The 14,423-nt window shown below is 39.0% G+C and carries 13 protein-coding genes; 7 read left to right on the top strand and 6 right to left on the bottom strand.

Features of this window, described 5'->3' with window-relative positions:
- Window positions 1-12: 12 nt before the first annotated feature.
- On the bottom strand, window positions 13-1,026 hold the full coding sequence (locus M1F65_RS03270) for a lactonase family protein (protein WP_049505746.1): 1,014 nt from the start codon (window positions 1,024-1,026) through the stop codon (window positions 13-15).
- Between the two features lie 144 nt (window positions 1,027-1,170).
- On the opposite strand from M1F65_RS03270, the gene M1F65_RS03265 reads away from it, so the two are divergent.
- From M1F65_RS03265 to M1F65_RS03235, 6 genes are all read left to right on the top strand, one after another.
- A complete protein-coding gene (locus M1F65_RS03265; RefSeq protein ID WP_000400296.1) occupies window positions 1,171-2,337 on the top strand; it encodes an AI-2E family transporter in 1,167 nt (388 codons plus the stop codon).
- Window positions 2,327-3,556 (top strand): tetratricopeptide repeat protein, encoded by a 1,230-nt coding sequence (locus tag M1F65_RS03260; protein WP_001065926.1) that lies wholly within the window; start codon window positions 2,327-2,329, stop codon window positions 3,554-3,556. The genes M1F65_RS03265 and M1F65_RS03260 overlap by 11 nt, the downstream gene beginning before the upstream one ends.
- Before the next feature lie 291 nt (window positions 3,557-3,847).
- Window positions 3,848-5,647 (top strand): Spy0128 family protein, encoded by a 1,800-nt coding sequence (locus tag M1F65_RS03255; RefSeq protein ID WP_000723553.1) that lies wholly within the window; start codon window positions 3,848-3,850, stop codon window positions 5,645-5,647.
- Between the two features lie 388 nt (window positions 5,648-6,035).
- The gene (locus M1F65_RS03245) at window positions 6,036-6,677 is read left to right on the top strand and encodes an amino acid ABC transporter permease (protein ID WP_000121156.1); all 642 of its coding nucleotides are present in this window, start codon (window positions 6,036-6,038) and stop codon (window positions 6,675-6,677) included.
- A gap of 10 nt (window positions 6,678-6,687) precedes the next feature.
- The gene (locus M1F65_RS03240; protein ID WP_049478011.1) at window positions 6,688-7,317 is read left to right on the top strand and encodes an amino acid ABC transporter ATP-binding protein; all 630 of its coding nucleotides are present in this window, start codon (window positions 6,688-6,690) and stop codon (window positions 7,315-7,317) included.
- Window positions 7,318-7,332: 15 nt separating this feature from the next.
- A complete protein-coding gene (locus M1F65_RS03235) occupies window positions 7,333-8,172 on the top strand; it encodes an amino acid ABC transporter substrate-binding protein (RefSeq protein WP_000823413.1) in 840 nt (279 codons plus the stop codon).
- Between the two features lie 227 nt (window positions 8,173-8,399).
- Here the strand turns inward: M1F65_RS03235 and lysS are convergent, their stop codons facing one another.
- From lysS to M1F65_RS03210, 5 genes are all read right to left on the bottom strand, one after another.
- Window positions 8,400-9,890, bottom strand: a complete 1,491-nt coding sequence (gene lysS, locus M1F65_RS03230; protein ID WP_000102442.1) for a lysine--tRNA ligase — start codon at window positions 9,888-9,890, stop codon at window positions 8,400-8,402.
- A 138-nt stretch (window positions 9,891-10,028) separates the two neighbouring features.
- Window positions 10,029-10,652, bottom strand: a complete 624-nt coding sequence (locus M1F65_RS03225) for a histidine phosphatase family protein (RefSeq protein WP_247925474.1) — start codon at window positions 10,650-10,652, stop codon at window positions 10,029-10,031.
- Window positions 10,649-11,134, bottom strand: coding sequence for an aminoacyl-tRNA deacylase (locus M1F65_RS03220; protein ID WP_247925473.1), 486 nt, complete (start codon window positions 11,132-11,134; stop codon window positions 10,649-10,651). The genes M1F65_RS03225 and M1F65_RS03220 overlap by 4 nt, the downstream gene beginning before the upstream one ends.
- A complete protein-coding gene (locus tag M1F65_RS03215; RefSeq protein ID WP_247925694.1) occupies window positions 11,134-11,976 on the bottom strand; it encodes a DUF368 domain-containing protein in 843 nt (280 codons plus the stop codon). The genes M1F65_RS03220 and M1F65_RS03215 overlap by 1 nt, the downstream gene beginning before the upstream one ends.
- A 106-nt stretch (window positions 11,977-12,082) precedes the next feature.
- Window positions 12,083-12,883, bottom strand: coding sequence for a glycoside hydrolase family 25 protein (locus tag M1F65_RS03210; RefSeq protein WP_033629841.1), 801 nt, complete (start codon window positions 12,881-12,883; stop codon window positions 12,083-12,085).
- A gap of 155 nt (window positions 12,884-13,038) precedes the next feature.
- Here M1F65_RS03210 and glmU point away from each other — a divergent pair, with 155 nt between their 5' ends.
- The gene (gene glmU, locus M1F65_RS03205) at window positions 13,039-14,418 is read left to right on the top strand and encodes a bifunctional UDP-N-acetylglucosamine diphosphorylase/glucosamine-1-phosphate N-acetyltransferase GlmU (protein ID WP_049518602.1); all 1,380 of its coding nucleotides are present in this window, start codon (window positions 13,039-13,041) and stop codon (window positions 14,416-14,418) included.
- Window positions 14,419-14,423: the final 5 nt, after the last annotated feature.

The following is a 14,423-nucleotide window of genomic DNA, read 5'->3' as shown; positions in this document are numbered from 1 at the left end:
AGTTCATTTTTTTTAATGTGGAAAGTTGATGCAGACTCCTTCAGGGACATGGAAGTCGTTAGAAAGCTCAGCAAGACGACCACTTTTAGGATTGCGCTTAAAGACGGTTGCGTTATCAGAATCTTGATGAACAGCGATGAGAAACTCTTGATCAGGAGTTAGGTCGAAATCACGTGGATTTTTACCATGGCTTGGTACAATCTCTAATAATTCCAAGCTACCATCAGCGAGGATTGTATAGACTGCAATGGAATCATGACCTCGGTTGGATGCATAGAGGTATTTGCCATCTTTCGAAAGACGAATGGCAGCAGTAGCATTAAAGCCTTCGTATCCATCTGGTATGGTTGAAATAACTTGCATGCGTTCAAATTCACCAACTCCATCATAAATCAAGACATCTATCGTGCTATTAAGTTCGCAGATGAGATAGGCAATCTTATAGTGATGGTGGAAAACGATGTGGCGAGCACCTGCTCCAGCTTGGCTGTGATAAGTGTAGAGTTTACTTAGTTTTCCTTCTGAACTAACATCGTAGGTCGTTACTTCATCCGTACCTAGATCACAGGTGACGAGGTACTGGTCAGGTGTTAGATCCGTAAAGTGTACATGTGGGGAAGTTTGGTTTTCATGAGGACCTTGTCCACTATGCTGATCTAGATCTGTTTGGATGAGGCTACCATCCGTTTGACGTTTATAAACGAGAACTTGACCTTTATGATAGTTGGCCCCATAAACGAGACCACGCTTTTCATCCACTGCCACATAACAATGGGGAGCGCCTTCTTCAACCACATGATTTAGCAAAGCGCCATCTGTCTTGTAAGCAGCGATTCCACCTAAGCCATCCTGGCTCCCTACAGTGTATAAGTGTTGCTGTTGGTCAAAGGCAAGGTAGGTCGGACTTGGTTCAGCAGCAAAGAGTTCAAGATTTGCAAGCTGGCCTGTTTCTGTATCAAAATCTGCCTTGTAAATCCCTTTAGATAAGCGACGAGTGTAAGTTCCAAAATAAACAGTTTCTTTCATGTCCATACCTCTTAATAATGATAAGTTCATTATACCACAAAATGGCAGTCATGAAGCATCAGATTCATCCATGTAAGCACTTTAAAAAAGAGTTATTTTAGTCTAAAAATGGTATAATGAGAGAATGACAGAAAGGATGTATTTATGGAACATAAAGAGAAACATTTTAGCCTATCTTGGTTTTTTAAGTGGTTTTTAGATAATAAAGCCATCACTGTATTTTTAGTAACTTTGTTACTGGGGCTAAACATTTTTATTCTAAGTAAGATTAGTTTTATTTTTTTACCAGTTTTGGATTTTCTAGGAGTTGTCATGTTGCCAGTTATTTTATCTGGTTTACTTTATTACCTCCTCAATCCGATTGTTGACTGGATGGAGAAGCACAAGATCAATCGTGTCCTTGCCATTAGTATTGTTTTTGTTGTTATTGGACTCTTTATCATTTGGGGGCTGGCAGTCGCAATTCCTAATCTGCAACGTCAAGTCTTAAATTTTGCGAAGAATGTGCCGACATACCTGGAAGATGCTGATAAGGTGATCAATGACCTTGTAACCAAACGCTTGCCAGATGATTTTAGACCACAGTTGGAGCAGGTTCTTTCCAATGTTTCTAGTGAGGCGACCATGTGGGCCAGCAAAATCTCTTCTCAAGCTGTTAACTGGGTTAGCGCCTTTATCAGTAGCGTTTCCCAGGTCATTGTTGCGGTTATTATCGTACCCTTCATGCTCTTTTATCTTTTGAGAGATGGGAAAGGTCTACGAGACTATTTGACTAAGTTTATCCCAAACAAGTTAAAAGAACCTGTCGGACAAGTTTTGTCAGATGTTAATAAACAGTTGTCAAACTATGTTAGAGGGCAGGTTACAGTTGCTATTATCGTGGCAATTATGTTTATTATCTTCTTTAAGATTATTGGTCTCAGATATGCTGTGACTCTGGGGATCACGGCTGGTATCCTCAATCTAGTACCTTACCTGGGTAGTTTTCTTGCCATGTTGCCTGCTTTGGTTTTGGGCTTGATAGCAGGACCTGTGATGCTTTTGAAAGTGATTATTGTCTTTATTGTTGAACAAACGATTGAAGGTCGCTTCGTTTCTCCGCTTATTTTAGGTAGTCAGCTAAACATCCATCCAATCAATGTCCTATTTGTTCTCCTAACTTCAGGTTCTATGTTTGGTATTTGGGGAGTCTTGCTGGGAATTCCTGTCTATGCTTCTGCCAAGGTCGTTATCTCAGCTATCTTTAACTGGTATAAAAAAGTCAGCGGTTTGTATGAAGAAGAAGGGGAGGAAATCAAGAGTGAACAATAGTCAACACATGCTCCAGGCTTTGGATGAACAGGATTTAATCAAAGCGGATCAGTATTTTCACAAAGCCCTCGAAACAGATTCAAGTGAAGTTCTTTACGAACTAGCAAGCTATCTAGAGGGAATTGGCTTTTATCCTCAAGCAAAAGAAATTTACCAAAAAATCGTTACAGAATTTCCAGAAGTGAATCTGAATTTAGCAAGTATTGCTAGTGAGGATGGCAATGTTGAGGAAGCCTTTGCTTACCTTGAGGAAATCACACCCGAAAGTGACTGGTACGTGTCGGCTTTGGCCTTGAAGGCTGACCTCTATCAGTTGGAAGGATTGACAGATGTAGCGCGTGAAAAGTTACTGGAAGCCCTAAACTACTCAGACGATCCCTTATTAGTTTTTGGTTTGGCTGAGTTGGATAGTGAGTTAGGAAATTATCAGGAAGCTATTCAGGGTTATGCTCAATTAGACAATCGCTCCATCTATGAGCAAACGGGTGTCTCAACCTATCAACGAATTGGCTACGCTTATGCCCAGTTAGGCAAGTTTGAAGCTGCAACTGAATTCTTAGAAAAAGCTTTAGAATTAGAATACGATGACCAAACTGCCTTTGAACTGGCTAGTCTTTACTTTGACCAAGAAGAGTATCAAAAATCTGTTCTTTACTTTAAGCAGATTGATACCATTTCACCTGACTTTGAAGGATATGAATATGGTTATAGTCAAGCTTTGCATAAGGAACATCAGGTGGAAGAGGCCCTTCGTATCGCTAAACAAGGTTTGGAGAAAAATCCATTTGAAACTCGGCTCTTACTGGCTGCTTCTCAGTTTTCGTATGAATTGCATGATCCTAGTAGTGCAGAGCAATTTCTCCTTACTGCCAAAGAAGATGCAGAGGATACAGAAGAAATTTTCCTTCGCCTTGCAACCATTTATATGGAACAAGAGCGGTACGAAGATATCATTGCTCTCCAAAGTCAAGAACCTGAAAACCTCCTGACCAAGTGGATGATTGCCCGTTCTTATCAGGAAATTGAGGATTTAGATAAGGCCTATGAGCTCTATCAGGAACTATCGCTTGATCTCAAGGATAATCCTGAATTTCTGGAGCAGTATACTTATCTCCTACGTGAATTGGGGTATTTTGAAGAAGCCAAAGTGCAAGCTGAAGCTTATTTAAAACTCGTTCCAGATGATGTTCAGATGCAAGAACTATTAGAGACACTTTAAGGATTTCTATTTTTTGTAAAATTTTATTAACAGAAACGAATGACTTTAAATGAATGATTTGAAAGACCTCAGAGGTCTTTTCTTTTTTACTAATATAATATAAATGTTAGAATTTCTTATAGCCAATTTAGATGAAGTTTTGAACGATGAAAGCCTGCTACACCCTATAAAATAAGAGTTTAAAGGTATGATTTGAACATCGAACTACTATGAAATACTTGACAAATTTATATAAGAATATATAATAATAAATAAGGGAATCTATCCCCAAAAATAAAGGAGGCAAATGTTGTGAAAAAGATTAATAAAAAACTTTCTCATGCATTCATGGCGCTATTGTTAGTAGCTTCAGTATTTATCCCAGTACTAAGAACTAGCAATGTGGTTAAAGCTGCTGAACTACCATCTAGTAGCTATACGCTAACGACAGTACCGACAATTAACAATAATAAGTTAGTTGACGGTGCAGAGTATGGTGAAGGGAAATTTTACCTTCAAACCACCTACAAATTCGACAACTCAACAACGTTGAAGAATGGTGACTTTATGGTTTATAAAGTTCCAAATGAATTCAAAATTGAAACAGATTCAACTACTGAAATCTTTGGTAACGATGGAGTCACTAAAGTTGCTGAGTTAACGACAAATAAGTCTGTAAATACAGCGACTGTAACGGTAACTAACGAAGATTATTTTGCTAACTTACCTGAAGAGAAACAAATTTCGGCCTTATTTACTGTTGTATGGGCTGATAATGTTGAACTCAATAAATCATATCCAATCGACATTCCTGGAGCAGGAGTATACAATTTGACTCGTATTGTTCCAGATGAGGATCCAACAGGATTTACTAAATGGGGAGTTCAAGATACGAACGATCCAAATTATATTAATTGGTATATTCGCGTAAACAAATATGCTAATCCTTATGAAGGCGTTTCGATTCAAGATACAATCCCTGAAGGGCAAGTATTAGCTAGTGAGATTACAGGTTACTACTTTACTGAATGGGGTAAGGATGAACATCATCCTCTTTTGAATCCAAGTCACATTGTTGTTCAAGATTCTAATCGCTTCACTATTACTCCAAATGGTAATGGTGATCTAATCAACCAAGGTTTGTATGTAGTTTATAAGACTCGTATCACAGCTCCAGTTGATAATACAACAAAGAAAGCTTTCAATAACGTTAAAATTACGACTTCGACTGAAAACTTTGATGTAGAAGGTTTTGCACCATTAACCACAACTGAAGGTATTAGTTCAGGTTCACGTTCTACAGAAGTTTCATTTGAGGTTTCTAAGCAGTTAAAAGGAAAAGACTTAGCTGCTGAAGAATTTAGCTTCCAACTACTTGATCCAAACGGATCAGTTGTGGAAACTGTTAAGAATGATAAAGATGGCAAAGTGAAATTTAAAGCCGTTAAATTCTCTACAGTGGGTACTTATAAGTATCAGATCAAAGAAGTTAATGATCAAAAACCAGGTTTTGCTTACGATGATAAGACTATTAACGCAGAAGTTACTGTAACAGATGTTTATGGTGAGAAGTTTGCAAGTGTTAAATATGACAATAAAGTTTTTGTAAATTCGTATTCTGCTAAATCTGCAACAACTTCAATTACTGCTAAAAAAGTCCTAAATGGTAAAACTCTTGAGGCAGATAAATATGAATTTGAATTGAAAGAAGGCGACAAACTTGTAGCTACAGCTAAGAATGCTGCAGACGGAACAGTTGCTTTCCCAGCGATTGAATACACTGCTGCAGGAATTCACACATACACGATCACTGAAAAAGCTGGTAATGAAACTGGTGTAACTTATGATAAAAATGCTTATACAGTAACAGTAAAAGTTGTAGACAATGGTCAAGGTCAACTTGTAGCAACAGTTACAGGTAATAATCCAACCATCATAAATACTTATGTTGCTGAGACTCCGGGTTCTTCAGATAACAAACCTAAACAACCAGAAGAAAATAAAGAACTACCAAATACTGGTACATCTGAAATGACTATCTTGCTTACTGTTGTAGGAGTAGTACTTGCATTTGGTTCCATTCTCTTATTCCGTTTCAAAAAAGTTAAATAATCTAGTTGAAAAATTTTGATGCCCTTGCTATGGCATCATCAAAGAGCCACTTGTATGGATAGTAGAAATGATACTATTCTTATAAAGTGGTTCTTTTTTATATCTCTAGAGGTATGAAGTGAATGAGAGTAAATAGAGTTCTATATCATTGAAATCTTTATAGATATTTGATAAAAATATTTTGATTATTGTTCTCTCAGAATTAGAAGTTAAACCTATATTCTCGTCTAGAATCCTTATAATTCTTCGAATTCTGTAAGATGATATTTCGCTCTGATTTCTTAGATAAAGGTGTATAGTTCAATAATTATAGAATTTTTTTACAAAAACCCTTGCTAAATTGTTTATTTATGCTATAATAGGAACAATAATTTTTAGGAGGTGCAGTATGTCTTATATGTTTGAGATATTACCAAGTTTATTGAACGGTGCAAGTATGACTCTTCAAGTCTTTGCTCTGGTCTTGATCTTTTCAATTCCTTTAGGTATTGTCGTTGCCTTTGCTTTACAAGTCCGCTGGAAACCCCTCCATTATCTGATTGACCTTTATATTTGGGTGATGCGAGGGACTCCCTTGCTCTTGCAATTAATCTTTATTTACTATGTTCTCCCTAGCATTGGGATACGTTTAGATCGTTTGCCTGCTGCTGTGATCGCTTTTGTATTGAACTATGCAGCCTACTTTGCTGAAATCTTTCGTGGTGGGATTGAAACCATTCCTAAAGGTCAATATGAGGCTGCTAAGGTTTTGAAGTTTAGTCCTTTTGACACAGTGCGCTATATTATTTTGCCTCAGGTTACAAAGATTGTCTTACCGAGCGTCTTTAATGAAATCATGAGTTTAGTCAAGGATACTTCATTGGTTTATGCCCTTGGGATTTCAGATTTGATTTTGGCAAGTCGGACAGCAGCCAATCGAGATGCTAGTCTTGTTCCTATGTTTTTAGCTGGAGCGATTTATTTGATTATGATTGGTCTTGTAACCATTGTAGCGAAAAAACTTGAGAAGAAGTACAGTTATTACAGATAGGAGGATTGCTATGTTAGAATTACGAAACATCAACAAGGCCTTTGGTGGCAAACAAATCTTAACCAATTTCAGCCTATCAATTCCTGAAAAGCAAATCCTTGCAATCGTAGGTCCATCAGGAGGCGGAAAGACAACCCTATTACGTATGCTAGCTGGACTGGAAACCATCGATTCGGGGGAAATCTACTATAACGGCGAATCGCTAGCTATAGACGAACTAGAAAAGCGCAATCTTCTGGGATTTGTTTTCCAAGATTTTCAACTCTTTCCGCATTTGTCAGTTCTAGATAACTTAACCTTGTCGCCCATAAAAACGATGAGCATGGAGAAGGAAGTTGCTGAGAAGAGGGCGCGTGGTTTGTTAGAACAGCTTGGGTTAGCTGGACATGCAGATGCCTTTCCATTCTCACTTTCAGGTGGGCAAAAACAACGGGTGGCCTTAGCACGCGCCATGATGATAAACCCAGAAATTATTGGATATGATGAGCCTACATCAGCCTTAGACCCAGAATTGCGATTAGAAGTAGAAAAACTTATCCTTCAAAATAAAGAGCGTGGGATGACCCAGATTGTTGTGACCCACGATCTTCAGTTTGCGGAAAACATTGCTGATCAGATCCTTAAGGTTGATCCAAAGTAGGACTAGGAGGTGCCTATGAAGAGAAAGAAAATTGCCCTTGTACTTGCTCTGTTCTTTAGCTTCTTCCTGACGGCTTGTACTCAGAAGGCAAGTGATCCAAATCAGGATAATTGGGCCAAATATCAAAAACAGGGAAGCATTACCATTGGATTTGACAATACCTTTGTTCCCATGGGATTTGAGGAAAAGAATGGCCAGTATGCAGGTTTTGATATTGACCTAGCCCAAGCTGTCTCTGAAAAGCTAGGAATTCAGATTAAATTTCAACCCATCGACTGGGATATGAAAGAAACCGAACTACAAAATGGTACCATTGATGCCATCTGGAATGGCTATACAGCTACAGATGAACGGAAAGAGAAGGTTGCTTTTACCATTCCTTACATGGAAAATCAACAAGTTTTGGTCTCTAAAAAGTCTCAAAATATCCACTCAATTCAGGATATGACTGACAAAGTTTTAGGGGCCCAGGCAGGATCTTCTGGCTATTTGAATTTTGAAGGACAACCCGAACTACTCAAGAATCAAGTGAAAGATCAGAAGGCCAATCAATACCAAAGTTTCAATGAAGCCTTGATTGATTTGAAAAATGATCGGATTGATGCCCTTGTGATTGACCGGGTATATGCCAATTATTATCTCCAGTCTGAAGGAATATTAAATGACTACAATGTCTTTTCAGCTGGATTTGAAAGTGAAGCATTTGCAGTGGGTGTTAGACCTGCTGATAAAACTTTGCTAGCTGCTCTGAATCAGGCTTTTATATCACTATACCAAGAAGGAAAATTCCAGGAAATCAGCCAGAAATGGTTTGGGGAAGATGTAGCCACCAGTCAAGTTAAAAATCAAGAATAAGAAAAGAGATTGAGTTTTTTCTCAGTCTCTTTTTGCATCGAAAAATCCTCTGGAAAGTACCAGAGGATAAGGGTTTATACTCAATGAAAATCAAAGAGCAAACTAGGAAGTTAGCCGCAGGCTGCTCAAAACACTGTTTTGAGGTTGTAGATAAGATTGACAAAGTCAGGAACATATATCTACGGCAAGGCAACGCTGACGTGGTTTGAAGAGATTTTCGAAGAGTATTATTTCATTGTTGGGAAGAGCAATACATCACGGATAGTAGTTGTATCAGTGAGGAGCATGCAGAGACGGTCGATACCGATACCCAAACCACCTGTTGGAGGCATACCGTATTCAAGAGCCTCGATGTAGTCGTAGTCGATACCCGTTGCTTCATCGTCCCCAAGTTCTTTAGCTTTTGCTTGTGCTTCAAAACGGCTAAGCTGGTCGATTGGATCGTTCAACTCGGTAAAGGCATTACCGTATTCCTTGGTCATAATGAAGAGCTCGAAACGGTCTGTAAAGCGTTCGTCTTCAGGATTTTTCTTAGCAAGTGGAGATACAGCTACTGGATGTCCATAGACAAAGGTTGGTTGGATCAAGGTTTCTTCAACAAACTCTTCAAAGAAGGCATTGATAATGTGACCAACTTCAGTGTAGTGTTTCTCAACTGGAACTTTCTTCTCAGCAGCGATAGCTTTAGCTTCCTCGAAAGTCATGTCTTGCCAGAAGTCTACACCAGTAATTTCCTTGATAGCATCTACCATGTGAACACGTTTAAATGGTTCGTTGATTTTGATTTCAGTTCCTTGGTAGTTAACTGGACCATCACCCTTAACTGACTTAGCAGCGTGTTGGATAATACCTTCAGTTAAGTCCATGATGTCTTGGAAGTCAGCATAAGCTTGGTAAACTTCGATAGAAGTAAACTCAGGGTTATGAGTAGCATCCATTCCTTCGTTACGGAAGATACGACCAATCTCGTAGACACGTTCCATACCACCAACGATAAGACGTTTCAAGTGAAGCTCAGTCGCGATGCGAAGCACCATGTCAATGTTTTGGGCATTGTGGTGAGTGATAAATGGACGAGCAGCAGCACCACCAGCTTCGTTGTGAAGGACAGGTGTTTCCACTTCAAGGAAGCCTTTTTGATCTAGATAACGACGGATTTCAGAGATGATTTTTGAACGAGTAACAAAACGTTCGAAGCTTTCACGGTTAGAAATCAAGTCAAGGTAACGTTTACGATAAATTGTTTCAACGTCTGTCAAACCGTGGAATTTCTCTGGAAGCGGACGAAGTGCTTTAGACAAGTGTGTAATGTGTGTGGCCTTGATAGAGAGCTCTCCCATATCAGTACGCATGACTTCTCCTTCGACACCAAGGAAGTCACCAAGGTCAGCTTTTTTGAAGATTTCATAGTTTTCTTCACCAACTTCATCTTTACGAACGTAGATTTGGATTTGACCTTCTCGGTCTTGAAGATGGGCAAAGCCGACTTTCCCTTTTCCACGTTTGGTTACTAAGCGTCCAGCAATAGTAGCAGTTTCATTTAATTCATGTAATTGTTCTTTATCAAGTTCTGCAAATTTGTCTTTTAGTTCTTGAGAGTTAGCAGTACGTTCAAAACGTTTTCCGAAGGGATCGATTCCTTGTTCACGGAGCGCAGCCATTTTTTCACGGCGAACGATCTGCTGGTCATTTAGTTCTTCCATATGTTCTGTAGACATGGGTTCCTCCTAATTTTACTCAAAATTTGATACGATGAGTCATTTTTTGCGATACTCCCATTTTATCATAAATAGCAGAGAAATTCACGGATATTCTTTGAAAACTAAAAAGAACTTGACTATTAAGATCAAGTTCCATTATTTTCTTTGATAGGAAGTGTCATTCCATCTTTCGAGAGTGAAGGTTTCAAAATCCTCAGTGTCCAAAATTGTCAAACTAGCATTGGCCAAGCCTCCATCTTTGCGGAGGTGAGCCTCTTTATAACCTAAAAGTGTACGAAGGCTAGCAGTGAGATTGGCCCCATGCCCGACAATCAAAATTCTTTCAGCCGGACTTCCTTTCAGAGATTTGATAAACTGAATAGTTCGCTGAGTCGTAGAGTAGAGGGATTCGGCTTCAAACATCTTCGTATCAAACTGAGCCAGATTGGAGCGAAAGGCCTTGATTTGTTGTGGGTAGATGGCATTAAGCGTAGCGATTTTTAATCCCTCTAGTTTTCCAAGTTGCCATTCACGTAGGTCAGGAATGCTCTTTAAAGGACAAGGAGACTGGAGTTGACTTTGGATAATTTCAGCAGATTTGACTGCTCTGGGTAAATCACTAGAATAAATCGTATCAAAATGAATTTCCTTAAGATACTGCCCCAGTTGTTTTAGGATGTCAATGGATTCCGGAAGAAGTGGCGAATCGCCACTAGCACCTTGAAAACGTCCTTCAAGATTCCAGAGGGTGCGACCATGACGAACAAAATAGAGTTTCACGACTTATTTTCCTCCAAGATATCAGCAAAATCCGCTTTTACAAAGCTGGCCAAGTCTTGAGGGCGTATGATGATACTATGCCCGACTTCTCCAGCAGAGACAATCATTTGGTCCAAATCCAAGGCTCTTTTATCAATAAAAATGGGATAATTGTGTTTTTGGCGAATGCCGACGGGGTTATTAGCCCCATGAATATAGCCTGTCGTTTTTTCCAGATCTTTTTGAGGAATCATGCTGACTTTTTTATTGCCAGAAACCTTTGCTAGTTTTTTCTCGGCAAGGTGTTCTGTTATGGGAACCATTCCAATAATCGGTCCTGTTTTATCTCCCAAAAGAGCCAAGGTTTTAAAGATTTGGTTTCTGTCGTATTCAGGAGGAAGTTCTCCTTCAAGCGCATTGATTTGAATACCAGTATGGTCAATACCTGACTTGGTCAAGATTTGTTCGACCAAGGTTTTTTTAATCTTGACTTTTTTTGCCATTATTTATACTTATCCTCCAACTGACTCATCCAGATACCAAGCCAGATACCAAGTGCAAAGAAGAAAGCAACGAGAACATAGCTCACAATGGAAAGTCCAGAGTATTGGATACTTTCAGCATTTCCAGCATTTGGAATCAAAATTAAAAGAGTACTTGAAAGAACAATGCCGATGATAAAGTGATAAACACGGGAGTGATAGTTGTTTAAGGCATGGTCCATCAATTTTGAAAAGATAATGAGAGTTGCTCCTGCACCAATTCCGATAGGAAGGAAAGTACCAAATAAATCAAAGGTCTTAAAACCAGTGAGCATTGGAGCGTACAGTCCTAAAATCAAGAGTAGATTTGACGGACTTAAACCAGGCACCAAGACACCAAGCGCTAAAAGAGCACCCGCTAAGATGAAACTAGCGAAACTAGCACTGAGAGAACCAACAACAAAGTTTAGCGCGTAGAGCCCGACACCTGAAAGGATAAAGGTAGTCCAGAACCAGACTAGGTCAATCTTATCGCGATCAGATTCTCGAGTAGATTCTTTAAGGAGGCTAGGAACTGTACCGATGATAGCTCCAGCAAAACTCCATAAAACATAGACTTGGTAATTTTCTAGCAGATACTCAATTGGATAAGAAAACAAACCAATGCCTAGCAACATCCCGATTGCTACTGGGATAAAGTATAGGACATTCTCTTTAAAATCCTTAAAGGGATGAGCCAGAAAAGAAATCATTCGCTCGTAAATTCCCAAAATAGCTGCCAGAACACCACCAGAAATTCCAGGTAGGATAAATCCTAAGGCGATGACGATTCCTTTAATAACTCTTGCAATCCATGAAAACATCATAAAATCCTCAATTTCATAAAATTCTTTCTCTATTCTATCAATTATAACACAGACGAGAAAAAAATGAAAAAACAAGTGAAAAAGAGAGCAATTTTCACTTGTTTTATGGTCTTAAAAATAGTTTTCTAAAGGTTTCTTCTTTTTCCTTCAAGGTAGAAATGAGATTAATATCTAAATGATGTTCAAATCCAGCAATTCTTCCTTTTGAAGTATACTGATGAAGGTCGTAGTCTAAACTGGTATTGGGTGTTGTTTCAAAGTAACCAGAGTCTGTCCCGTAGGAAGGAATCCAAATAGCAGTAAACTTATCTGTATTGATACTGTGTTCTTGCATGAAGTAAACTCCAATATAGATGCCGATGTTTTTAGCACCTAAAGATTCCAGTTTAGCACGAAAGGCTTCAACCCCTTCATTCATATCAGACATTGTTTTTTCTTCCACGTCTAACCAATAGTAACTAGGGTTGTAAGGAGAAGCAGCATTGTAGAAAACTTCAGCGGCTTTTTCCATTTCTTCCTTGCTGGGGCTAGCTAGATAGGCATAGACTCCAACTGGGACATTACGCTTTTGAAATTCTGTAATATGACTTTTATAGGCTTTATCAATACCATTGGCATAAGCGGCATCATTTTTTTCAGTATGTTGAGCCCCATTGTGGACGCGAACAATAACACCTGAAATATTTTGAGACAAGGTATCGTAGTTGATTTCCTCAGGTCTTTGCCAACCAGAGACATCAATAATAGGTTTGTCAAGATTATGCAAGGCCTGATTTTCAACCTGGACAGCATTTGGTTTTGACTTGACGGGATGGTCTTCATAAGTTGGTCTATTGAGGATCAAAATAGCTATAAATATAGTAAATAAAGTAAAAATAATAGCTGGATTAATCTTTTTTCTCATATCTATTTAGTTTAACGTAAATAGATAAAAAAATCAAAGAAAACATCGGAAAAAGTGAATATATGGGCGTCTTTTCCCTATTTCTCTGTTTGTTTACTCCTAAGAAACTAAATTATGGTATAATATAAGGGAATTTCTAGAGAAAAGAGAAGATTATGTCAAATTATGCCATTATTCTAGCAGCGGGTAAAGGTACTCGCATGAAATCAGATCTTCCAAAGGTACTTCATAAAGTAGCTGGAATTTCGATGTTGGAACATGTTTTTCGTAGTGTTGGTGCTATTCAACCTGAAAAAACAGTTACTGTAGTTGGTCACAAGGCAGAGCTAGTTGAGCAAGTATTAGCCGGTCAGACAGACTTTGTTACCCAATCAGAACAACTAGGAACTGGGCATGCTGTCATGATGGCAGAGCCTATTCTCCAAAATCGTACAGGCCACACATTGGTTATCGCTGGAGATACTCCTCTGATTACAGGTGAAAGCTTGAAAAACCTCTTGGATTTCCATATTAATCACAAAAATGTGGCGACGATTTTAACAGCTGAAGCAACAAATCCTTTTGGATACGGTCGGATTGTCCGTAACGATAATGCAGAAGTTCTTCGCATTGTGGAGCAGAAAGATGCCACAGACTTTGAAAAACAAATCAAGGAAATCAATACAGGAACTTATGTATTTGACAATGAACGTCTTTTTGAAGCTCTTAAAAATATCAACACCAACAATGCCCAAGGTGAGTATTATATTACTGACGTGATTGGTATTTTCCGTAATGCGGGTGAGAAGGTTGGGGCCTATACTCTCAAGGATTTTGATGAAAGTCTTGGTGTAAATGACCGTGTAGCTCTTGCGACTGCGGAAGCAGTGATGCGTCGCCGTATCAATCAAAAGCACATGGTTAATGGTGTTAGTTTTGTCAATCCAGAAGCAGCTTACATCGACATTGATGTTGAGATTGCTCCTGAGGTCCAAATCGAAGCCAACGTTACCTTGAAAGGTCAAACGAAGATTGGTGCGGAGACTGTTTTGACAAACGGTACTTATGTAGTGGATAGCACTATCGGAGCTGGAGCCGTGATTACCAACTCCATGATTGAGGAAAGTACAGTTGCAGATGGCGTAACTGTTGGCCCCTATGCCCATATCCGTCCAGGTTCAAGCTTAGCTTCCCAAGTTCACATTGGAAACTTTGTTGAAGTAAAAGGATCTTCAATCGGTGAAAATACCAAGGCGGGTCATTTGACCTATATAGGAAACTGTGAAGTGGGTAGCAACGTTAATTTTGGTGCGGGAACTATTACAGTCAACTACGATGGCAAAAATAAATACAAAACTGTCATTGGCAATAATGTCTTTGTTGGATCAAACTCAACTATTATTGCTCCTGTAGAACTTGGGGATAATTCTCTGGTTGGAGCGGGATCAACCATTACCAAGAATGTTCCTGCTGATGCCATTGCTATCGGCCGTGGACGACAAGTCAACAAAGATGAGTACGCAACACGCTTACCTCATCATCCCAAGAACCAGTAGGAGTT

Source organism: Streptococcus oralis, from assembly GCF_023109195.1.
In the GTDB taxonomy this organism is placed as follows: Bacteria; Bacillota; Bacilli; order Lactobacillales; family Streptococcaceae; genus Streptococcus; species Streptococcus oralis_BV.
Note: the sequence above shows the minus strand (reverse complement) of the source record. Positions and strands in the feature narration are given on the sequence as shown.

Excerpts from the sequence above, each read along its gene's own strand:
- M1F65_RS03220 (WP_247925473.1), bottom strand. The coding sequence starts at position 11,134 with ATGGCAAAAAAAGTCAAGATTAAAAAAACCTTGGTCGAACAAATCTTG.
- lysS (WP_000102442.1), bottom strand. The coding sequence starts at position 9,890 with ATGTCTACAGAACATATGGAAGAACTAAATGACCAGCAGATCGTTCGC.
- glmU (WP_049518602.1), top strand. The coding sequence starts at position 13,039 with ATGTCAAATTATGCCATTATTCTAGCAGCGGGTAAAGGTACTCGCATG.
- M1F65_RS03210 (WP_033629841.1), bottom strand. The coding sequence starts at position 12,883 with ATGAGAAAAAAGATTAATCCAGCTATTATTTTTACTTTATTTACTATA.
- M1F65_RS03215 (WP_247925694.1), bottom strand. The coding sequence starts at position 11,976 with ATGTTTTCATGGATTGCAAGAGTTATTAAAGGAATCGTCATCGCCTTA.
- M1F65_RS03265 (WP_000400296.1), top strand. The coding sequence starts at position 1,171 with ATGGAACATAAAGAGAAACATTTTAGCCTATCTTGGTTTTTTAAGTGG.
- M1F65_RS03245 (WP_000121156.1), top strand. The coding sequence starts at position 6,036 with ATGTCTTATATGTTTGAGATATTACCAAGTTTATTGAACGGTGCAAGT.
- M1F65_RS03240 (WP_049478011.1), top strand. The coding sequence starts at position 6,688 with ATGTTAGAATTACGAAACATCAACAAGGCCTTTGGTGGCAAACAAATC.
- M1F65_RS03235 (WP_000823413.1), top strand. The coding sequence starts at position 7,333 with ATGAAGAGAAAGAAAATTGCCCTTGTACTTGCTCTGTTCTTTAGCTTC.
- M1F65_RS03270 (WP_049505746.1), bottom strand. The coding sequence starts at position 1,026 with ATGAAAGAAACTGTTTATTTTGGAACTTACACTCGTCGCTTATCTAAA.